The organism is Ruegeria sp. BC2, from assembly GCF_056539245.1.
In genome coordinates, this window is record NZ_JBQFUQ010000004.1 from 181,498 (window position 1) to 202,675 (window position 21,178).

The following is a 21,178-nucleotide window of genomic DNA, read 5'->3' on the forward strand; positions in this document are numbered from 1 at the left end:
TCAAACGTGAATGTGCGGAAATGCCAAGCGGTCTGTTCGCCTGCGCAGGTCGGTCCGCGGTTCAGCTGTCGGGTACCAGGGCAAGAACAAAGCGTACGACCTTGGCGGCAAGCATCTCGCAGGGGCGCAGCAAAGCGCCGCTCTGATCCGTCAGGTACAGGTTCATACTGATGTAGTCTGCGCCACCCCGTTCATGGGCGACCAGCTTGTGCGATTTGCCGCCCGCCATCGCCAGCCGCGTGACCGAGTAGCTTCGACCGTTTGCGGTTCCGGTGAAGGAACCCGCCGGCAAGGCAAAGAATGCGTCCAAAAAGTCGGTCGGCGCGGTCACGATTTCCCGATCTTGGGCTCTGTTCCCGCCTTGATGCGGGCCAGATTCTCGCGGTGGCGCCAGTAAATCAGCAGCGTCAGAACGACGCCCAACAAAAAGGTCGACCCGTCCGTCAGGATCATCACCCATGTTGTCGACAGGGCTGCCGCGGCCAGCGCGCCGAGGGATGAGATCCGCCAGATCGCAGCAGCGACCAGCCATGTCAGACAGCACGCAACGCCCACCCGCCAGTCCAGCGCCAGCCACAGGCCTAGGAAAGTTGCCACGCCCTTGCCGCCCTTGAAGCTCAGCCAGACCGGGTAGCAATGGCCGACAAAAGCCGCCAGCGCCGCGACCTGGGCGGCATCGTCGCCGGCCAGTGCCCGGGCCAGCAGGACCGCGACCGCGCCTTTGCCGGCGTCGAACAGAAGGGTCAGCGCCGCCGCCGCCTTGCTGCCGGTGCGCAACACGTTGGTGGCACCGATATTGCCGGATCCGATCTGGCGCAGGTTGCCCAGCCCCATCACCCGCGCAACGATCATGCCATAGGGCACCGACCCCATCAGGTATCCGATCGCGGCCCAGATAATCAGTTGGGTCGTCGTGCTGTCGAAAACGGGCATCAGGGTCTCCGGAAAATTTCTTTGCCTGCAACGTAGGTTGCGGTGACCTTACCCTGCATCCGCTGTCCGTCAAACGGGGTGTTCTGCGATTTCGATTTCAGCGTGAACCGGTCCAGCACGAAGGGCACATTCGGGTCGAACAGAACCAGATCGGCCGGGGCGCCTGCGCTGAGGCGGCCGCAGTCCAGCCCCAGTCGTTTCGCCGGATTCAGGGTCATGGCGCGGAACAGCGTCGGCAGGTCCAGTTGATCGGCATGATACAGGCGCAGTGCGGCCGGCAGCAGGGTTTCCAACGCAACTGCGCCCGAGGCCGCCTCTTCGAACGGGAGGCGTTTGCTTTCCTCGTCCTGCGGCGTGTGCATCGAGCTGATCGTGTCGATCAGGCCGGACCGCACCGCCTCGATCACCGCCTGCCGGTCATCCTCGGATCGCAGCGGCGGCTTGACCTTGAAGAAGGTGCGATAGTCGGCCACGTCCAGCTCGTTCAGCGTCAGGTGATGGATCGAGGTGCCGGCGGTGATGTCCAGCCCGTTGCGCTTGGCCCGTTCCAGTGCGGGCAGGGCGCGGGCCGTGGTGATCTGATCGGCGTGATAGGCCGCGCCGGTCATTTCCAGCAGGGCGATATCGCGGTCCAGACCCATGCGTTCGGCCATGGGCGAAACGGCGGGCAGACCGCGCAGGGCGGCGAATTTGCCGCTGGTGGCGGCGGCACCGTGGCTCAGCCCCGGGTCCTGTGGGTGGGCGATGACAAGCGCGCCGCAGGCCCGGGCATAGGTCAGCGCGCGGGAAAATACCTTGGTGTCCGTCACCACATGGTCGCAGTCGGTGAAAGCCACCGCGCCCGCATCCATCAGAAACCCGATCTCGGTCATCTCGCGCCCGTCGCGGCCCTTGGTCAGAGCGGCCATGGTCAGCACGTTGACGGGCGTGTCGGCCTGCGCGCGTCGGGTGACGAACTCGAGCGTTTCCGGCGTGTCGATCGCAGGCAGGGTGTCGGGGCGGGTGACCATTGTGGTCACGCCTCCGGCCGCGGCGGCAAGGCCCGCGGATTTGTAGCTTTCCTTGTGTCGCTCGCCCGGCTCGCAGACCTTGACGCCGATATCGACGATGCCGGGGGCCAGACACTGACCGCCGCAATCAATCACCTGCGCGTCCGCCTCGGGCGCCGGACCGTCGCCGCTGGCCAAGATGCGCCCGTCGGCCACATGCAGCCAGCCCAGGGCGTCGGTTCCAGCTTCGGGGTCGATCAGGCGGGCGTTGGTGAAGATCAGGTTGGTCATGCCATTGCCCTTTCAATCGCGGCTTTGGTGGCGGCCGGGTCGGCCTGGTACTTGATCAGGTGCTTGTCGCCGCCTTTGGTGACGATCTGCACGAAGCTGCCCATGATATTCACGGCCGCGATCTGGTTCAGCGGCACGCTGCGCCCGCCGGGTCCGGTCAGGGTGGTGTCGGTCATCTGCCAGTTGGCCACCAGTTCCTCCGAGGCCAGATACCACGCCCGGACGCCCACCGCCGCCAGACCGGCCGGGGCGCCGGTCCAGACATAGGGATTGCCGATCAGCCAGAGCACGAGCATCGCCCCCGCCATCGCGCCCGCGGCCAGCCAGGCGTTGGTGCGGACATAGGCGCCCTTGTCCGGCACAAAGCTCACAGGATCAGCCACAGGACGCCTCCGATGACCAGCAGGATGATCACGGCAAGCACGGCCGATCCCGTCCGGCGGGGTTGCTCGCTTGAAACCGGGCTCGGCGCAGCCGAGTATGGCCGCGCGCTTTCGGTTTCGATGTTGCCGCCGCTCCAGTTCGTGGCCTCTTCGGTGTAAAGGCCGATCAGGCGCAGACGCGGGTCGGGGTTCAATGTGGCCGCGCGCCCACCCAGGGCCGCGCTGCGCAGCACCAGAACCCAGCCATCGACCGACTCCAGCCTGGCCCGGTCCAGCTGGTCCCCGGACACGCCGCAGCCCTCGCTGAGATAGCCGTAGAGGCCCAGATCCTCGAGGTCGGACACCGGAAAGACGTCGATCTGCTCGGGGTCCAGCCCCGAGACCCCAAGGACCTGATCCGCCGCGCCGGGCTCGCGCAGGAACTTCGCCTCTTCGGGCCGCATGTCCAGCGCGAACAGGCGGATCACGCCGCGCTCGCCAGCCGAGATGTCCAGATCGCTCATGCAGCCTCCTTCAGGTTGCGGGCCAACAGCTCCATCGCGGCCATGCGCACGGCAACGCCCATCTCGACCTGTTCCTGAATGACCGAGCGGTTGATGTCATCGGCCAGCGTCCCGTCGATCTCGACCCCGCGGTTCATCGGGCCGGGATGCATCACGATGGCGTCCGGCTTGGCCAGCGCCAGCTTGGCGGCGTCCAGACCATAGCGGTGATAGTATTCCCGTTCCGACGGGATGAACCCGCCATCCATCCGCTCTTTCTGAAGGCGCAGCATCATCACAACGTCCACGTCGCGCAGGCCCTCGGTCATGTCGTCATAGATCTCGGCCCCGAATTCGGCGAATTGCGCCGGCACCAGCGTCGGCGGGCCGATCAGACGGATGCGGTTTTCCATCTTGCCCAGCAGGATCAGGTTCGACCGCGCCACGCGGGAATGGGCGACATCCCCGCAGATCGCCACGTTCAAACGGTGCAGCCGCCCCTTGGCCCGGCGGATGGTCAGCGCATCAAGCAGCGCCTGCGTTGGGTGTTCGTGCCGCCCGTCGCCCGCGTTCAGCACCGCGCAGTTGACCTTCTGCGCCAGCAAGTCGACCGCGCCCGAATGCGGATGCCGCACCACCAGCAGGTCGGGATGCATGGCATTCAGCGTCATTGCCGTGTCGATCAGGGTCTCGCCCTTTTTGATCGAGCTGGCCTGCATCGCCATGTTCATCACATCCGCGCCCAGACGTTTTCCCGCCAGTTCGAAACTGGCCTGCGTGCGGGTCGAGTTCTCGAAGAACATATTGATCTGGGTCAGCCCCGCCAAAACGTCCGAGTGCTTGGCCGATTGCCGGTTCAGATCGACGTATTTTTCGGCCAGGTCCAGAATGGCGGTGATGTCGGATTGGGACAGATGCTCGATGCCAAGTAGGTGACGATGGGCGAAACGCATGGGCCGGGCTCCTGTCTGACAGTCGCGCCGCTTATAGAAAGCGCAGCGCGTCGGGGCAACTGGAGTCAGTCCCCATCGGGCAGTTTCTCGCATCCGCCTTCGGGCAGGCACTGCTCGCCGGGCCGGCACCACTTGCCGTATCCGCAATCGACGGCCTTTCTGGGCACGCAGCCCTGATTAGCTGAGCATTTGAACCCGGTGCGGCACTGCGATCCGGTCGCTTCGCACAGGTACCAGCCCGGGCGCGTACAGCCGCCGCCCGGCAGGCAGGTCGAACCGGCTGCGCAGGTCCGCCCGTCGTCGCAGGGTGTTGCCGGTTTCGGTGAGGGGTCGAAATCCGGCGAACTGCGCTCGCATTCGCCGCGCGCGTTGCAGAAGGACCCGCTGGGGCAATCCAGCCGCGAGGCGCATTTGTTCGCGCCCGCGGGCGCACATCGGGTGCCCCCGGCCACGCATTTCTCGAACGGTCCGCAGGACCGCCCGCCGCCGCAATAGGTGCCCCCGGCCTGAATGCAGAACCCGTCATAGCTGCAGCGCTGGCCGACCGAGCAGCATTTCAGACCGCACTGAAACTGGCCCCCACGGCATTGGCCTTGGTTGTTGAGAAACGACTGCGCCTCCGACCCGCCGGGCAGCAGGGCGAACAGAGTGATCAGCAGAAGGCCCAGGGTTCGCGTCATGACGGGGACCATCGTCGGCCCGGCAATGCGCCAAGGCAAGGCCAATTTGCTTTCCCTTCCCGCAAAGCTGAGTAGATTGATGGTCATGGAATCGGCCCTTGACCCTTACACCGCGCGTGCCCTGCTGGAATGGCAGGTTGAGCTGGGCGTAACCGACGCGATCGTCGACGCGCCGGTTGACCGCTATGCATTGCCGGATACCGCGCCAAAGGTCAAAAAATCCGCCGTAGCGCAGCCTGCGGTGCAAAAGCCCGCCAAGGCGGATCCGGTGGTCGAGGCAAAGAAGGCTGCGTCTGCGGCATCGTCTCTGGATCAGCTGCGCGCCGCTCTGGAGGCGTTCGAACACTGCGATCTGAAGCGTGGCGCGCGACAGTTGGTCTTTGCTGATGGGACACCCGGTGCGCCGGTCATGATCGTCGGTGAGGCCCCGGGCCGTGACGAAGACCGCGCTGGAAAGCCGTTCGTTGGCCGCGCCGGGCAGCTGCTGGATCGGATGCTGGCCGCGATCGATATGGACCGCGCCCAAAACGTCTACATCACCAATGTCCTGCCGTGGCGTCCGCCGCAGAACCGGGACCCGCGGCCGGACGAGATCGCGATGATGCAGCCGTTTTTGGAACGGCACGTGGCCCTGTCCAAGCCAAAGGTCCTGGTAGTGATGGGCAACATCAGCTGCCAGGCGGTTCTGAACAAGCGCGGCATAACGCGTCTGCGCGGGCAGTGGGATCAGGCGCTGAATCTGCCGGTTCTGCCCATGCTGCACCCCGCCTATCTGCTGCGCCAGCCCCATGCCAAGCGCCAGGCCTGGGCCGATCTTTTGGATCTGCGCGCATATCTGGAGAACAAGGGATGAAGATTCTGGCCTTTTCCGACCTGCACATGGCCCGCAATCGGGCTGCGGAACTGGTGGTAGCCAGCGTCGAAGCTGACCTGGTGATCGGCGCTGGTGATTACTGCAACATGCGTCAGGGGCTGGACGAGGCGATAGGTATGCTTTCTGGCATATCCGCGCCGATGGTTCTGGTTCCCGGCAACGCCGAAAGCGCTGAGGAACTGGCGGCGGCCGTGCCGGACGGCGTGCATGTTCTGCACGGAACAGGCATGACCGTGGACGGGCTGCGCCTGTTCGGACTTGGCTATGGCGTACCGGTCACGCCATTTGGTGACTGGTCCTGCGACCTGACCGAAGCCGAGGCCGCAGAGCTGCTCAATCGCTGCGCGTCGGCCGACATCCTGATCACGCATGCCCCGCCCAAGGGCAAAGGCGACCGGACCTCGCAGGGGCAGTCGATCGGATCGAGCGCAGTGCGCGACGCGGTGGAACGGATTCAACCTGACTTTGCTCTGTGCGGTCATATCCACGACAGCTGGGGTTATCGCGGCGAGATCGGTCGCACCCGGATCGCGAATCTGGGGCCCAAGGTGAATTGGTTCGAGGTCGATCCATGATCGAATACGCAACGCTGTTGACCTTCATCCCAGCCGCCATCGCGCTGAACATGACGCCGGGGGCTGACATGATGTTCTGCTTCGGGCTTGGGCTGCGGTCCGGTGCCCGGTCGGCCATCGTGGCCAGTGCCGGTGTTTCGACCGGTCTGATGGTTCATGTTCTGCTGGCTGGGCTGGGACTTGGCGCGGCGGTCGCGGCTATGCCCTGGCTGTTCGACGTCATTCGCTGGCTGGGCGTGGCCTACCTGCTGTATCTGGCCTGGGGCACCATCCGGAACGGTGCGGTCCGGACTGACGCTCCAATGCAGTCGTCGGGCCATGCCTTTCGCGAGGGGATGCTTGTCAACATGACAAACCCCAAGATCATTCTGTTCGTTCTGGCCTTCATCCCGCAATTCGTCTCGCCGGCCAACGGATCGGTTCTGGCTCAGTTTCTGCTGCTGGGCGCGATCATCGCTGTGGGCGGGTTCGTCGTGAATGCCCTGGTGGGGTCATTTGCCGGCGGCGCCGGGCGAGCGCTGATTTCAAGCCCGCGGGCGTCGCGAATTCTCGGCTGGGTCAGTGGCGGCGTGTTCGTCGCGCTGGCGGCCCGGCTGGCCATCATGGAAAGAGCCTGACACGACATGTCCCGAATTGATGAAACCATGGAATTCATCCCCATCCGCATCGCTGTTCTGACCGTATCGGACACGCGGTCACTGGCCGAAGATCATTCGGGCCAAACATTGGTCGACCGGATCGAGCGTGCGGGGCACACCGTGGCCGACCGCAAGATCATTCAGGACGAGCGCGCCCAGATCGCCGAGCAGTTGCGGGCGTGGGTCGCCGACCCCGAGATTGACGTGGTGATCTCGACCGGCGGCACCGGCTTGACCGGGCGCGATGTCACGGTCGAGGCGCATCGCGATGTCTACGAAAAGGAAATCGAGGCTTTTGGCACCGTCTTCACCCTGATTTCGATGGAGAAGATCGGAACCTCGGCTGTACAGTCGCGGGCCACAGGTGGCGTCGCCGGCGGAACCTATCTGTTTGCCCTGCCGGGCAGCCCGGGGGCCTGCAAGGATGCCTGGGACGGCATTTTGGAAAAACAGCTGGATTATCGCCACCGGCCCTGCAATTTCGTGGAAATCATGCCCAGATTGGACGAACATCTGCGACGGAAGTAGACTGGTCGTACGTTTAACGGCTCATAACCGCCTTGTGGGTTGGTATTTTTTCCGGCCCGGCTACCTATTCATAGACGGCGTCCCGTTGCAACCGGAGTGAAAGATCAATGCGATTTCTGCGGCAGAGCCTCATCGGTGTCTTTCTGGCATCCCTGATGCTTGCGCTGTTGATTGTCGCGGCGCAGATGATCACCGGCGCAGTGCAAGAGGTCATGACCCGCGACAACAAACCCCCGCAGGCGCGCGAACGCGTGTTCGCCGTCACGGTTCAGAGGGCCGAGCCACAAACCGCCACCCCCTATCTGGAAGCATTCGGCGAAGTTCAAAGCCGCAGGCGTCTGGAGTTGCGGGCGGCGCTGGGCGGCCGCGTCATCGGGCTGGCGGAAAACTTCGAGGATGGAGGGGTTGTGCGCGCAGGCGAAGTTCTGGTCGAGCTGGACCCGGCCGATGCGCAGGCGGCGCTGGACCGGGCGCGGTCGGACCTGCTGGATGCCCAGTTTGAAGAACGCGATGCCGAACGCGCCCTGCTTTTGGCACAGGATGAATTGAAGGCCGCCGAGTCCCAATCGGATCTGCGGGAACGGGCCCTGCAGCGTCAGAAGGATTTGCTGGACCGTGGCGTGGGCGCGACCGCCAGCGTTGAAGAGGCCGAATTGGCCGCGGCCTCGGCCCGGCAGACCGTGTTGTCGCGCCGTATCGCTTTGGCGCAGGCCGAGTCCCGCGTCGATCAGGCAACGACGTTGCTGGCGCGGGCCCGTATCGCTTTGGAATCGGCGGAACGCGATCTGGAAGACATGACCATCCGCGCCCGGTTCGACGGGACGCTGACGGGTGTCACGCTGGTTGAAGGGCGCCTGGTCACGGCCAATGAAAAGCTGGCCGAACTGGTCGACCCGTTCGCGCTGGAGGTCGCGTTCCGTGTTTCGACCGCGCAGTACGTGCGGTTGCTGGACGATCAGGGCAAGCTGATCCCGGCACCGGTGACCATCTCGCTTGAGGTGACGGGCACGGACCTGAGCGCCAACGGTCGGATCAGCCGCGACAGCGGGTCGGCCGGCGAGGGCCAGACCGGCCGGTTGCTCTATGCCCGGCTTGATGACGCGCCGGGGTTCAAGCCCGGCGATTTCGTGACCGTTTCGGTCGAGGAACAGCCGCTGGATAATGTCGTGCGTCTCCCGTCTTCGGTTCTGGATGCGCAAGGAACCGTGCTGGTGCTGGGCGACGACGACCGGCTGGAAACGCTCCCGGTCGAGCTGGTGCGCCGGCAAGGGGACGAAGTTCTGCTGCGCGGCGCCGGGCTGGAAGGGCGCGAAGTCGTGGTGGGTCGGACCCCGCTGCTGGGATCGGGGGTCCGCGTGCGCCCGGTTCGCATCGAAGACAGCGCCGCGGTCGAGCCGGACATGGTCGAGCTGACGGACGAGCACCGCGCGCGGTTGGTGGCGCAGGTCGAGGCCAGCGACCGCATGTCCCAGGACGCCAAGACCCGTGTCCTTGCTCAGTTGAGCGAGGCGAAGGTGCCGTCGTCTCTGTTGCGGCGGCTTGAAAACCGGGCTGGGGGATAGGCGCCATGATGCGCGAGATCCCGGGCGCGGCCAGCGGCATCCTCAGCTATTTCACGCGTCACCGGACCATTGCCAACCTTCTGCTGATGGTCATGCTGGTCCTTGGCGCGGCTTCGGCGCCGAACATGCGGGCGCAGTTCTTTCCGGACGTGATCCTGGAACGGGTCAATGTCAACGTCGAATGGGATGGTGCGGGGCCCGAGGATGTGGACAACGGGATTGTCCAGATCCTTGAACCTGCATTGCTGGCGGTCGAAGGCGTTGCCAGCACCGAGTCGACCTCTCGCGAAGGATCGGCCCGCATCGCGCTGGAGTTTGAACCCAACTGGGACATGAGCCGCGCCGTCGAAGAAGTACGCACCGCGGTCGACAGCGTGACCAACCTGCCTGAGGACGCCGAAGAACCGTCCATCCGGCGGGCCGCGTGGCGAGACCGGGTGACCGATGTTGTCCTCACCGGCCCGATCGAGACCGGGCAGCTGGCCAAATTCACGGATGAGTTGATCAATCGGCTGTTCGCTGCCGGTGTGACGCGGACCACGATCCGCGGCCTTGCGGCCCCACGTATCGTGGTCGAGGTTCCCACCGCGCAGTTGATCGCCAACGACATCACCCTGTCCGAGATCGCCTCGGCGGTTGCGGCCGAGGTCACGGCCAATCCGGCCGGGGACGTGACGGGCGCAAACGCCCGGATCCGCACCGGTGTCGAAAAGCGCACCCCGGAAGAGATCGAGCGCATCGCATTGCGCACCTATCCGGACGGGTCCAAGCTGGTGGTCGGCGATGTCGCGCAGATCCGGGTCGAGGGCGTTACCCGCAATCGCAGCTATTTCGTGGGCGAAAATCCGGCCATGTCCGTCCGGGTGGACCGGTCGAACCTGGGTGACGCGATCGACATTCAGCACACGGTCGAGGATGTGGTCGCCGAGATGCAGGCGAGCCTGCCGGATGGTATCTCGGTCGAGCTGATCCGTACCCGGGCGCAGGCCATCACCGACCGGTTGGACATTCTGATCGACAACGGGCTGGTCGGGCTGGGCTTGGTGGTGTGCCTGCTGTTCCTGTTCCTGAACGCACGCATCGCATTCTGGGTAGCGGCCGGTATCCCGGTGGCCATGTCGGCAGCCATCGCCTTCATGTATATCGGCGGGCTGTCGATCAACATGGTCTCGTTGTTCGGACTGATCATCACGCTGGGTATCGTGGTGGATGATGCGATCGTGGTGGGGGAACACGCCGATTTCCGTGCCCGCCGGCTGGGCGAGCCACCGGTCGTTGCCGCCGAGCGCGCCGCCCGGCGCATGGCGATGCCGGTTTTTGCGGCCACGGTCACGACCGTGATCGCCTTTTTCGGTCTGACCGCCATTGGCGGACGGTTCGGAGAGCTGATCCGCGACATTCCCTTTACGGTGATCGCTGTACTGATCGCATCGTTGATCGAGTGTTTTCTGATCCTGCCGAACCACATGGCGCATGCCATTGCACATTCGGCCAAGGAACACTGGTATGACTGGCCCAACCGGGTTGTGAACCGGGGTTTTCGCTGGGTGCGCGACACTCTTTTCCGACCTTTGGTGGCGTGGGCAATCTGGGCGCGATACGTGGTCGTGGCCCTGATGATCGCCATTCTGGCCAGCCAGATAGCGCTGTTCATCAAGGGCGACGTCAATTGGCGGTTTTTCAACGCGCCCGAGCGGGGATCGGTCACCGGCAATTTCATCATGGCCGAAGGCGCTACCCGCGCCGACACGATCGAAATGATGCACATTCTGCAGCGCGCCACCGAAGAGCTGGGCCAGATCTACGAAGAACGCCACGGTCGCAACCCGATCGACTATGTTCTGGCCGAGATCGGGGGCAGCGCCGGCTATGGTCTGTCCGCCGCCGATGGCAAGGATGGCGATTTGCTGGGCGGTATCTCGATCGAGCTGATCGATGCCGACCTGCGACCTTATTCCAGCTTTGAATTCGTGGGCGAGCTGCAGGAATTCGTTCCGCGCCATCCCAAGGTCGAATTGCTGACGTTCCGCGGCTGGCGCTCGGGTCCGGGTGGTGATGCCATCGACGTTCAGCTTTTCGGGGCGGACGTGAACACACTGAAAACCGCGTCCGAGGCCCTGCAGGCGGAACTGTCGAAATACCCCGAGGTTTCAGCGCTGGAAGACAATCTGGCCTATGACAAGGAAGAGTACATTCTGGATCTGACGGCACAGGGTGAGGCGCTGGGTTTCCGCATCGAGACATTGGGCCGGGTTCTGCGCCACCGCTTGAACGGGATCGAGGCGGCGACATTCCCCGACGGTCCTCGCAGCGCCGAGATCCGGGTCGAACTGCCCGAAAGCGAGCTGACCGCAGATTTCCTGGAACGCACGTTGATGCGGTCACCGGACGGGGTTTATGTCCCGCTGGCTGACATCGTCTCGGTCAAGCGCGAGTCGGGGTTCTCGACGGTGCGCCGGGAAAATGGCCTGAGGGTGATCGCAGTGAACGGGGACATATCCGAGGATGACCCGGCCCAGGCGGCGGAAATCACCCGCGCCATGCGCGAGGAAATCCTGCCGGATATCGCCGCCGAGTATCAGGTCGAGTGGCGCATGGCCGGTCTGAGCGAACAGGAGGACGAGTTCCTGACCGAGGCGCGTACCGGTCTGATCCTGTGCCTGACCGGAATCTACCTTGTTCTGGCGTGGATCTTCGCCAGTTGGACAAGGCCGCTGGTGGTGATGGCGATCATTCCCTTTGGTCTGGTAGGCACCATCTGGGGGCATTACATCTGGGGCGTTCCGCTAAGCATGTTCACGGTCGTCGGCCTGTTGGGCATGACCGGTATCATCATCAATGACTCGATCGTTTTGATAACGACCATTGATGGGTATCAGCAGGATCGCGGGCTGGTGCCCTCGATCATAGAAGGAACCGCTGACCGGTTGCGTCCCGTGATGCTGACCACGCTGACGACGGTGATGGGGCTGGCCCCGTTGCTGTACGAAGGGTCGCAGCAGGCGCAATTCCTCAAACCCACGGTGATCACACTGGTCTACGGGCTCGGGTTCGGCATGGTGCTGGTGCTGCTCCTGGTTCCCGCGTTGCTGGCGATCCTGAGTGATATTTCTCGCCCGATGACGGCGATGCGCCGCGCCTTGCGGGCGCCGGACAAGGTGGTCCGGGTCGCGGCCGCGGGGACGGGCGGTGCGATGATCCTCTGGCTGCTGGTCACCATGGTCTGGCCGGTTCTGGCCGGCGCGCCGCTGGGTGTGCTGTCCGGGCTGTACGGCGGCGAGGACGGTCTGGCGTTGCTGAGAATGGGGCTGGGGGCGTTCGCGGCCGGTGCGGTTGCCATTCTGGCCGTCAGCCTGATCGTGTCCGGGGCGCTTTATGTCAGGCTTTCATCCCGGGCCAGTGCCTGAGACAGAAGGTCGGGCACCCGGGCGCTCATGGCAAGGTCGCGGTCCAGCACCTGCCGGATTGGGAACCAACGCGCATCCTGCGCATCATCCGCTGCGACCGGAGTGCCGGATCCGAAGCGGCAGGACACGCCGACCAGCAAATAGTGGGCGGTGATCTGTCCGGCCGCATCCCGGACCAGCAGATCAAGGTTGCCCAGATACGCTTGCGGGGTTGCCTCGATACCGGTTTCTTCCATCAGCTCGCGCGCGGCGGCCTGCAGGACGGTTTCGCCCCACTCCACATGGCCGCCCGGAAATCCCCAGAGACCGGCATCGGGGGCCTTGCTGCGTTGCACCAGCAGGACATGGCCCTGATCTACGACAACCGCCAGTGCGCCGATCCGGGGAACCTGCTGCATCCGCTCAGCCCGCGCTGCAGCCCAGAATGTCGACCGCGTGTTTGGTCCCCAGAACCGTGATCCGCACGGCGGACCGGTCCAGCGCAAAGGGCTGACCGTCGGGGCTGATCACCTCGGACGTGGCGGTCAGCCGGTTGCCTTGCCGCTTGGTTTCAGTCTGCGAGGCCCACAGGGCCGGGTTCCCCGGTTCGATCACCGCAAGTTCGGCACCACCGGCCGAGGGCATGTCGATCTGTACCTGAACCTGCAAACCGTCCGCGGTCGGGCTCAGGCGACAGGCCGCGCCGGTAACGCCAGCCTCGCGTGCAGAGAAGGGCCGTTGCGCAAGCGCAGCCGCGATCGCCGGATTTCTTGCTGCGCCGGCGTCCAGTTCGTGGTCAAATTTCAAAGATGCGGGAATGCAGACATCCTTGCACACTCCCAGATCGACCTCGCCGCGCAACCGGACCGGTTTGGATGCGTCCTTGGGCGTAATCCGAACCGGCAACACCAGCTGGGTTTCATAGCCGATGGACTTCAGGCCGTTCTGGTCAAAGACATGCGGCTTGGGCCAGGTGATCGCAACCGCGCCGACATTGCCGGAGCGGCGCCAGTCGAATTCAGGCGGAATGCCGGCGTCACCGGGGGCCCGCCAATAGGTCTTCCATCCGGGTTCCAGATCCAACCGGATCGCGGTGAGATAGGTTCCATCCTCGGATTGGCCGCCATCGATCACGTCCAGCCGGACGATCGAGTCGATCGATTGCCCCTGCGCAGGTGCGGCCAGGGCCAGACAAGCTGAAACAACGGTCAGGACGGGTTTGAACAGCGATCTCATGATCCATACATGCGACTTGCGGGCAGGTTTGCCAAGTCACGTTCTGGTCACCGGCAGAAATCGCGGGATTTCAGGCGTGATCCCTTGCCAATCCGGCTTCCGCAAGGTCATTGTAAGGGAATAAGCCGCACGAGTTTTTTGATGGATCTGACTGGAAAACTGTTGATTGCGATGCCCGGCATGGGCGATCCGCGCTTTGATCATTCAGTGGTGTATCTGTGCAGCCACGGCGATGACGGCGCGATGGGTCTGATCGTGAACAAACCGTCGGATTTGCGGATCAAGACGCTGCTTGAACAGTTGAACATCGCGTGCCGCATCCCGGTTGTCGGAGAACGCCTTGTGCATTTTGGTGGTCCCGTCGAATTGTCCCGGGGGTTTGTCCTGCACAGCGCGGACTACGACGCAAATCTGCATTCGCTGCACGTGGCCGGCGATTTCAGCATGACGGCGACGCTGGACGTGCTCGAAGATATCGCCTCTGGCAAGGGGCCGCTGAACTCGATGCTGATGCTGGGCTATTCGGGATGGGGGCCTGGACAGCTGGAAGATGAGATCGCGGCCAATGGCTGGTTGACGACCGATGCCACATCGAAACTGGTCTTTGACGTTGCCGACGACGAAAAGTGGGAGGCCGCCTTGGCCACGCTGGGTGTCGATCCGCTGACGCTGTCGGCCAGCGCCGGTCGGGCCTGATCAGGAGTTGCGCGGCGCCGCGGCCCGGCGCAGGCGGTCGTTGATGGCCGCCCCCACGCCCTCGGAAGGGATCGGGCTGACGGCAATCGGCCGCCCCGTACCGTCCAGTTCGTGCAGATACGCAAACAGGTTTGCCGCCGCTTCGATCAGGTCACCCCTGGCAGACAGGTTGCGGTCGCAATCGACATTGCCAAATCCCAGCAGCAGCTCGTCCCCGCGCCGCTCGGTGGCGTTCAGCCGCACCGGTGCATCCGGAGCATAATGTGACAGCAACTGCCCCGGAGCGGTCAGCAGATCTCCGGGCTTGTGGCGGGTCAGGCGCGTGCCCAGAACTGTTTCGATCTGCTCCAGAGCGACACCGCCGGGCCGCAGCAAAGCGGGGCTGCCGGCCAAGCCCACGATGGTCGATTCCAACCCGACCGAACAGGGTCCGTCATCCAGCACAGCGGCGATCCGACCGTCCAGACCTGCGCGCACATGCGCCGCAGTGGTCGGGCTGATCCGACCGGAAGGGTTTGCCGATGGGGCAGCGACGGGTCCGTCAACTGCGCTCAGCAATGCGCGCGCGGTTGGGTGGGCTGGCACCCGCACGGCCAGCGTCTCCAGCCCTGCCGTCACCAGCGAGGACACGCCATGCCCTGCGCGCAGCGGCAGCACCAGCGTCAGCGGACCGGGCCAGAACGCAGCTGCCAGTTTTTCGGCATTGTCCGACCACTCGACATAGCGTTTGGCGGCCTCGACCGAGGCGACATGCGCGATAAGCGGGTTGAAACTGGGTCGCCCTTTGGCGGCGTAGATCGCGGCGACGGCTTCGCCGTTGCGGGCGTCGCCGCCCAGCCCGTAGACGGTCTCGGTCGGGAAGGCGACCAGCAGTCCCTGGCGCAGCAGGTTGGCCGCGGCTGCAATCCCGGCGGGATCAGCATCCAGATATTGCGTGCTGTTGGGGATCATGGGTGGTGACGCGGCGTTTTGGTTGCTTGCAACAGGGGGACGGATAGGTAATCGAACAAGCTTAGATGAATACCGACGCGGGCCGTGGAAGCCAAGCCCGACAATGCGACCAACACAGGATTTCCGGGGGAAACCATGCCATATCGCGCGCCTATTTCCGATTACGAGTTCCTTCTGGGCCACGTCGTGGGCTTCAAGGACGTCGCCGCGACCGAGAAATTCGCCGAGGCCACCCCGGACGTGGTCAGCGCCATCCTGACCGAGGCCGGCAAGATGTGCGAAGAGGTGATGGCCCCCCTGCAGCGCCCCGGCGATCTGCACCCCGCGCGGCTGGAAAACGGGGTTCTGCGGACCTCGCCCGGCTATGCCGACGGCTGGAAGGCGATCGCCGAGGGCGGCTGGATCGGCATGAGCGGCGACCCGGAATACGGCGGCATGGGCCTGCCCATGACCGTGACCACCGCCGTGAACGAGATGATGAGCGCCGCCTGCCTGTCGCTGCAGCTGGCACCGTTGATGAGCCAGGGTCAGATCGAGGCGCTGGAACACCACTCCAGCGAAGAGCTCAAGGCGCTGTACCTGCCCAAGCTGATGTCGGGCGAATGGTCGGGCACGATGAACCTGACCGAACCGCAGGCCGGGTCGGACGTTGGCGCGCTGACGTCCAAGGCCGAACCCAACGGCGATGGTACCTATGCGATCACCGGCCAGAAGATCTACATCTCGTGGGGCGACAATGACTTCTGCGAGAATGTCTGCCACCTGGTTCTGGCCCGTCTGCCCGATGGCGCGCCGGGGACCAAGGGGATTTCCCTGTTCCTGGTGCCCAAGTACATCCCCGATGAAAACGGCAATCCGGGTGTGGCCAATGACCTGAAGGTGGTGTCGCTGGAACACAAGATGGGCCTGCATGGCTCGCCCACCTGCGTGATGCAATATGACGGCGCCAAGGGCTGGCGGGTTGGCCAGGAACACAAGGGCATGGCCGCCATGTTCACCATGATGAACAACGCGCGCCTCGGCGTCGGCGGGCAGGGCGTGGGCGCGGCCGAGGGCGCCTATCAGAACGCGCTGGCCTATGCTCTGGAGCGCAAGCAGGGCAAGACGCCTTCGGGCACGATCATCGATCATGCCGATGTGCGCCGGATGCTGATGGACATGCGGGCCGACCTGTTCGCCGCCCGTGCGATCATGCTGGCCAATGCCGCGACCATCGACATGGCCAAGGCCACCGGCAATGCTGACTGGGCCGCGCGGGCGGCCCTGCTGACCCCGATCTGCAAGGCTTTCGGCACCCAGACCGGCATGCGCGTGTCCGAGACCGGCCTGCAGGTGCATGGTGGCATGGGGTATGTCGAGGAAACCGGCGCCGCGCAGTATTACCGCGATGTTCGCGTCACCGCGATCTACGAGGGGACCAACGGCATTCAGGCCATGGACCTTGTTGGCCGTAAGATGATGGACGGGGGCGAAGCCGCCGCCCGCCTGCTGGACGAGATCGAAGATCATGCCGAGCGCGCCCGCGCCACCGTGCCCGAGCTGGCCGGCCCGGTATGGGAGGCGACCGAATCCCTGCGCGAGGCGACCGAGTGGCTGGTGGCGCAAGAGGACATGAACAACCGCTTTGCCGGGGCCATGGCCTATCTGAACGCCTTTGCCTGCGTGCTGGGTGCGCATTACCACCTGATCGCCGCTTTGGCCGATCCGGATGGTCCGCGCGCCAAGCTGGCGCGGTACTACATCACCGCGCGCCTGCCGGAATACGCGGGCCTGCTGGATCAGGCGCAGATCGGAGCCGGAGACCTGTTCGCGCTCAGCGCTGACGAACTGGTCGCGTGATGGACGGCGCGCGGCCTCCGACGTTTCGCCATCCCTGGCCCGAGCCGCCCGCGCCCGGACAAGCCACCGAGATCGCCGAGGGCGTGCTGTGGATGCGCCTGCCGCTGCCGATGGCGTTGGACCACGTCAACGTCTACGCGCTGGAAGACGGCGATGGCTGGACGGTGATCGACACCGGGATTTCATCGAAAAAGACGCGCGGTCTGTGGTCCGACCTGATGGCCGGGCCGCTTGCGGGCAAACCGGTGACCCGCGTGGTGGTCACGCATCACCACCCGGATCACGTCGGAAATGCCGGGTGGTTCCAGTCGGAGCACGGCGCCGATCTGGTTTCGAGCCGCACCGCATGGCTGTTTGCGCGAATGCTGACGCTGGACGTGCAGGAGAGCTGGCCGGAAGAGACGCTGGAATTCTACCGCAGCGCCGGCATGGCCCCCGAGATCCTGGCCAAGCGCATGTCTGAGCGGCCCTTCAATTTTGCCGACACGGTCTATCCGATGCCTCTGGGCTTTGTCCGCATCAAGCAGGGCGACGTGATCCGCATGGGCGGGCGCGACTGGGACGTGCATATGGGCAATGGCCATGCCCCCGAACACGCCACGTTCTGGAGCCGCGACGACAACCTGGTGATTTCGGGCGACCAGATCCTCAGCTCGATCAGCCCGAACCTGGGAGTCTATGCCACCGAACCGATGGCCGACCCGGTGTCCGACTGGCTGGAGGCCTGCGAGCGCCTGCAACAGCTGGCACGGCCCGATCAGGTGGTATTGCCGGGGCACAAACTGCCCTTCGTCGGCCTGCCGATCCGCATGAAGCAACTGATCGAGAACCATCACGGCGCTCTTGCACGCCTGCTGGACGATCTGGACGCGCCCAAGGCGGCGTCGGATTGTTTCGTGACCCTGTTCAAACGCCCCATCCGCGACGGCGAATACGGTCTTGCGCTGGTCGAGGCGGTTGCGCATCTGAACCATCTTTATCACACTGGAGCCGTGACCCGGGCGCGCCGTGAAGACGGCGCATGGGTGTATCAGCGCAAAGGTTGAGACGATGCAGGACAAGATCGAAACCTCGGCCGAGGCCGCCGAAGCGGCAGCTCTGCCCCGGTGCTACGAGGTGCATGCCGACCCGGACAGCACGTCGGGCACCAAGGACCTGCCCGAACCCCTGCGCCAGCCGGTCGACAGCAAAAGCCCCGCCCAATGGGCGTATGAACGGCTGATCCTGTACATCCAGAACTTTGAAAAAACGCTCGATGCCGATCACGAGGTCGCCATGGGCTTTACCGGCGGTGACGCCGGGGTGATGCGGATCGAGGGGATGGGGTATTTCGACCCCGACGTGATCACCTTCTACGGCTCGGACGGTTCGGGCGCACGCACCCAGCTGGTGCAGCATGTCAGCCAGCTGAACGTCATGCTGCGCGCCCTGCCCAAAACGGTCGAGGACAAGCCTGCCAACCGGATCGGCTTCCGCCTCGCGGCCAAGCTTGAGGAAAGCTGAGCGTCACGCTTGCAATTCACATCTGCGCGGCCTTGAATGAATTCAGCATTCAAAGGGGGCCGGCGTGTCACATTTCTCAACCGTAACAGATGCCTATCGCGGGGCCTGGGCCCGACGCCGGACCTTTGTTCCCATCTATCTGGCGGTGCGTCTGCTGCTCATCGCGCTGATCGCACCCGGCGTGGCCTTCACCGTGAACCTGGCGGTGATGCTGTCCGATCAAACTGCGCTGACCGATCAGGACATCGCCATGTTCATCCTGTCGCCGGTTGGCTTCGTGGCGGCGGTGGTCATTCTGGGCCTGTTCCTGTTGGCCGAGGTGTTCGTCTTTTCGGTCATGGCCGGATCGCTCAGGATGGGCGAGAGCGACCCGTGGAGGGCCGGCGGGTCGGCCTTGCGGTTGATCCTGTCGCGCCTGCCGACGCTGTTTTCCTTCGCGGTGCGCTTCATCCTGCGGGTGCTTGTTCTGGCGGTGCCCTTCGTGGCGGTCGCGGGCCTGATCGCGTGGTGGACGCTGACCGAATACGACATCAACTATTACCTGACCTTCCATCCGCCCGCCTTCCAGGTGGCCGTCGCGCTGATCGGGCTGGTGGTGCTGGCTTTGGCCTGGGTGCTGATCCGCCGCCTGTCGGCCTGGGCGCTCGCCCTGCATCTGGTGCTGTTCGAGGGAATTGCGCCCTCGGACGCCTTTGCCGAAAGCGCCGGCCGAATGGAGGGCAAGCGCGGCCGGTTGAAGATCGAACTGGCACTGTGGCTGGCCGTACGTCTGGCGATTGCTGCGCTGATTGCCGCCTTGGCCAGCCTGTTGTTCCACCTTGTACCTCTCGAACAGGGCACGAACCTGCGGTTTGCCCTAACGCTCAGCCTGCTGGTGGCCGGGCTGTGGTCTCTGGCCGGATTGGTGCTGGCGGCGGTGGCGCTGGGCGCGCTGGCGGTTCTGCTGGATGGGTTTTTTGAACCTCGCGCGGCAGAGCTGCCTCACCCCGAAGCTGGAAACCTGCGCGCCCCGGTTCTGGTGACCGTTGCCGCGGCCGTTGTGGCCTTGTTGGCCGGGATCTGGTTCAGCCAGGACGTACTGGACCAGATTTCGGCACCCGATCATGCCGACGTGATCGGCCACCGGGGAGCGGCGGCGCTGCGGCCGGAAAACACCATGGCTGCGGTGCTGAAGGCCATCGAAGACGGGGCCGACTGGGTCGAGATCGACGTTCAGGAAAGCGCCGACGGCGAGGTGATCGTGGCCCATGACAGCGACTTCATGAAGCTGGGCGGGGTCAATATCAAGGTCTGGGATGCCACGATGGAGGATGTGGCGCAGATCGACATCGGCAGCTGGTTCGACCCCGAATATGCCGATCAGCGTACCCCGACCCTGCGCGAGGTTCTGGAGGCCGCGAAGGGCAAATCCAAGGTCATCATCGAACTGAAATACTATGGCCATGATGTCGACCTGGAAAACCGCGTGGCCGCCATCGTCGAAGAATTTGGGATGGTGCAGGACATCGCCACGATGTCGCTCAAATACCCGGCGGTGCAGAAGATGAAGGCGTTACGCCCGGACTGGCGCGCCGGCGTTCTGGCCGCGACGGCGGTGGGCGATCTGACCGGGCTGGAGGGCGATTTCGTCGCGGTGAATGCCGGGATGGTCACGCCCGGGCTGATCCGCTCGGTCCATGATGCAGGCAAGGAAATCTATGTCTGGACGGTGAATGACCCGCTGCAGATGTCGTCGATGGCCTCGATGGGTGTCGACGGTCTGATCACCGACCGCCCGGCCATGGCGCGTGAAGTGCTGCGTGTCCGCGCCGAGATGGAGCCGGGCGAGCGCTTGCTGCTGTGGCTGGCCACGACCTTCGGCCTGTCGGTCGATACCGAGGCGATGCGCGATGAAAGCCCCTAGCTTCGGTCTTTTGCTCGCCTGCCTTGCCGGGTCGGCTTCGGCGCAGGATCTGATGCGCGGCGTCGAGATGCCCGCGCATCGGGCTTTGATCGCGCAATCTGTCGGGCAACCATTGAGCGCGTTTGAAACCGATGGCTGCTCGGGGGGCATGTCGTCCAGCTGGCGGCTGGTGGCAGAGACCTTTCCCAGATTTCGCGCCGTTTACGAAAGCCACCCGCCGTGGGAGTCATGCTGTGTGACTCATGATCGCGCGTATCACACCGCCGGGGGTGCCACGTCCGCCGACGCCAGTTTCGACGCCCGGCTGGAGGCTGACCGCGCCCTGCGCGCCTGCGTCAAGGAATTCGGAGCCGTGCATGCGCAGGACTATGCCACGCAATACGACATGACGCCCGAGCAGGTGAAGTCGGCCATGTCAATCACCGCCGAGGCGATGTTCATGGCCGTCCGATTCGGGGGTGGTCCCTGCACCGGCCTGCCGTGGCGGTGGGGCTTCGGGTATCCCGGCTGCTCGGTTTTCGCCACCGATGAGGCTGCGGGCAACTGAACTCGGGCACCTGCGCGCGATTGACGTCGTGACAGGCCGGAAAATATGATTTATCCAAACCGGCAAACACGCGAATTGGGAATCTTTCGAAATGGCTGAACACAAGCACGGCGAGATGGACATCACCGTCCAGACCAAAACCTTCAACGGGTTCATCAAATTCACCACCTACAGCGTCGTGGTGATCTGCTTCATTGCCCTGTTTCTTGCGATCTTCGGGGCATAAGCC

23 protein-coding genes are annotated in these 21,178 nt (G+C 64.4%); 13 read left to right on the top strand and 10 right to left on the bottom strand.

The features are described 5' to 3' along the window. Positions 1–61: 61 nt before the first annotated feature. From ACR0CU_RS15920 to ACR0CU_RS15950, 7 genes are all read right to left on the bottom strand, one after another. The gene (locus ACR0CU_RS15920) at positions 62–331 is read right to left on the bottom strand and encodes a hypothetical protein (protein WP_093963549.1); all 270 of its coding nucleotides are present in this window, start codon (positions 329–331) and stop codon (positions 62–64) included. After that, a complete protein-coding gene (gene plsY / locus ACR0CU_RS15925) occupies positions 328–933 on the bottom strand; it encodes a glycerol-3-phosphate 1-O-acyltransferase PlsY (protein ID WP_093963548.1) in 606 nt (201 codons plus the stop codon). Before plsY ends, ACR0CU_RS15920 begins: the two co-directional genes overlap by 4 nt. Then, on the bottom strand, positions 933–2,213 hold the full coding sequence (gene pyrC, locus ACR0CU_RS15930; RefSeq protein WP_170448565.1) for a dihydroorotase: 1,281 nt from the start codon (positions 2,211–2,213) through the stop codon (positions 933–935). Before pyrC ends, plsY begins: the two co-directional genes overlap by 1 nt. After that, on the bottom strand, positions 2,210–2,596 hold the full coding sequence (locus tag ACR0CU_RS15935; RefSeq protein ID WP_367646568.1) for a hypothetical protein: 387 nt from the start codon (positions 2,594–2,596) through the stop codon (positions 2,210–2,212). Before ACR0CU_RS15935 ends, pyrC begins: the two co-directional genes overlap by 4 nt. Further along, entirely contained in the window at positions 2,581–3,099 is a 519-nt protein-coding gene (locus tag ACR0CU_RS15940; protein ID WP_170448563.1) for a hypothetical protein, read from the bottom strand. The genes ACR0CU_RS15935 and ACR0CU_RS15940 overlap by 16 nt, the downstream gene beginning before the upstream one ends. Beyond that, entirely contained in the window at positions 3,096–4,031 is a 936-nt protein-coding gene (locus ACR0CU_RS15945; protein ID WP_005979082.1) for an aspartate carbamoyltransferase catalytic subunit, read from the bottom strand. Before ACR0CU_RS15945 ends, ACR0CU_RS15940 begins: the two co-directional genes overlap by 4 nt. A gap of 65 nt (positions 4,032–4,096) precedes the next feature. Further along, entirely contained in the window at positions 4,097–4,711 is a 615-nt protein-coding gene (locus tag ACR0CU_RS15950) for a scavenger receptor class F, member 2 (RefSeq protein ID WP_480643420.1), read from the bottom strand. 85 nt (positions 4,712–4,796) lie between these two features. On the opposite strand from ACR0CU_RS15950, the gene ACR0CU_RS15955 reads away from it, so the two are divergent. The 6 genes from ACR0CU_RS15955 (at position 4,797) to ACR0CU_RS15980 (ending at position 12,295) form a co-directional block, all read left to right on the top strand. Next, positions 4,797–5,564, top strand: a complete 768-nt coding sequence (locus tag ACR0CU_RS15955) for a uracil-DNA glycosylase (RefSeq protein WP_170406857.1) — start codon at positions 4,797–4,799, stop codon at positions 5,562–5,564. After that, entirely contained in the window at positions 5,561–6,160 is a 600-nt protein-coding gene (locus tag ACR0CU_RS15960; protein ID WP_480643422.1) for a metallophosphoesterase family protein, read from the top strand. Before ACR0CU_RS15955 ends, ACR0CU_RS15960 begins: the two co-directional genes overlap by 4 nt. Further along, a complete protein-coding gene (locus ACR0CU_RS15965) occupies positions 6,157–6,777 on the top strand; it encodes a LysE family translocator (RefSeq protein ID WP_170343006.1) in 621 nt (206 codons plus the stop codon). Before ACR0CU_RS15960 ends, ACR0CU_RS15965 begins: the two co-directional genes overlap by 4 nt. A 6-nt stretch (positions 6,778–6,783) precedes the next feature. Beyond that, positions 6,784–7,326, top strand: coding sequence for a molybdenum cofactor biosynthesis protein B (gene moaB / locus ACR0CU_RS15970; protein ID WP_170406854.1), 543 nt, complete (start codon positions 6,784–6,786; stop codon positions 7,324–7,326). 107 nt (positions 7,327–7,433) lie between these two features. Then, positions 7,434–8,888: an efflux RND transporter periplasmic adaptor subunit gene (locus tag ACR0CU_RS15975; protein WP_480643425.1), complete on the top strand. Its 1,455-nt coding sequence runs from the start codon at positions 7,434–7,436 to the stop codon at positions 8,886–8,888. A gap of 5 nt (positions 8,889–8,893) precedes the next feature. Continuing rightward, positions 8,894–12,295, top strand: coding sequence for an efflux RND transporter permease subunit (locus ACR0CU_RS15980; RefSeq protein WP_170448555.1), 3,402 nt, complete (start codon positions 8,894–8,896; stop codon positions 12,293–12,295). Here ACR0CU_RS15980 and ACR0CU_RS15985 read toward each other — a convergent pair. Continuing rightward, complete coding sequence (locus ACR0CU_RS15985; RefSeq protein WP_170445485.1) at positions 12,262–12,693, bottom strand: NUDIX hydrolase; 432 nt, start codon at positions 12,691–12,693, stop codon at positions 12,262–12,264. The genes ACR0CU_RS15980 and ACR0CU_RS15985 overlap by 34 nt on opposite strands. Before the next feature lie 4 nt (positions 12,694–12,697). Further along, positions 12,698–13,510 carry a protein-disulfide reductase DsbD domain-containing protein gene (locus ACR0CU_RS15990; protein ID WP_170448553.1) on the bottom strand — a complete coding sequence of 271 codons (813 nt, stop codon included), beginning with the start codon at positions 13,508–13,510 and terminating at the stop codon, positions 12,698–12,700. A 141-nt stretch (positions 13,511–13,651) separates the two neighbouring features. On the opposite strand from ACR0CU_RS15990, the gene ACR0CU_RS15995 reads away from it, so the two are divergent. Continuing rightward, positions 13,652–14,206 (top strand): YqgE/AlgH family protein, encoded by a 555-nt coding sequence (locus ACR0CU_RS15995; RefSeq protein ID WP_093963536.1) that lies wholly within the window; start codon positions 13,652–13,654, stop codon positions 14,204–14,206. Here ACR0CU_RS15995 and ACR0CU_RS16000 read toward each other — a convergent pair whose 3' ends face one another. Further along, positions 14,207–15,157: an L-threonylcarbamoyladenylate synthase gene (locus tag ACR0CU_RS16000; protein ID WP_170448550.1), complete on the bottom strand. Its 951-nt coding sequence runs from the start codon at positions 15,155–15,157 to the stop codon at positions 14,207–14,209. Between the two features lie 135 nt (positions 15,158–15,292). On the opposite strand from ACR0CU_RS16000, the gene ACR0CU_RS16005 reads away from it, so the two are divergent. The 6 genes from ACR0CU_RS16005 (at position 15,293) to ACR0CU_RS16030 (ending at position 21,175) form a co-directional block, all read left to right on the top strand. Next, positions 15,293–16,996: an acyl-CoA dehydrogenase gene (locus ACR0CU_RS16005; protein WP_170448548.1), complete on the top strand. Its 1,704-nt coding sequence runs from the start codon at positions 15,293–15,295 to the stop codon at positions 16,994–16,996. Next, entirely contained in the window at positions 16,996–18,042 is a 1,047-nt protein-coding gene (locus tag ACR0CU_RS16010) for an MBL fold metallo-hydrolase (RefSeq protein WP_170448547.1), read from the top strand. The genes ACR0CU_RS16005 and ACR0CU_RS16010 overlap by 1 nt, the downstream gene beginning before the upstream one ends. Positions 18,043–18,046: 4 nt before the next feature. After that, entirely contained in the window at positions 18,047–18,499 is a 453-nt protein-coding gene (locus ACR0CU_RS16015; RefSeq protein ID WP_170448545.1) for a DUF6173 family protein, read from the top strand. A 64-nt stretch (positions 18,500–18,563) separates the two neighbouring features. Next, positions 18,564–20,402 carry a glycerophosphodiester phosphodiesterase family protein gene (locus ACR0CU_RS16020; RefSeq protein WP_170448543.1) on the top strand — a complete coding sequence of 613 codons (1,839 nt, stop codon included), beginning with the start codon at positions 18,564–18,566 and terminating at the stop codon, positions 20,400–20,402. After that, on the top strand, positions 20,389–20,949 hold the full coding sequence (locus tag ACR0CU_RS16025) for a hypothetical protein (protein ID WP_170529973.1): 561 nt from the start codon (positions 20,389–20,391) through the stop codon (positions 20,947–20,949). Before ACR0CU_RS16020 ends, ACR0CU_RS16025 begins: the two co-directional genes overlap by 14 nt. Before the next feature lie 91 nt (positions 20,950–21,040). Continuing rightward, entirely contained in the window at positions 21,041–21,175 is a 135-nt protein-coding gene (locus tag ACR0CU_RS16030; RefSeq protein ID WP_093963530.1) for an aa3-type cytochrome c oxidase subunit IV, read from the top strand. The last annotated feature ends 3 nt before the right edge of the window (positions 21,176–21,178 follow it).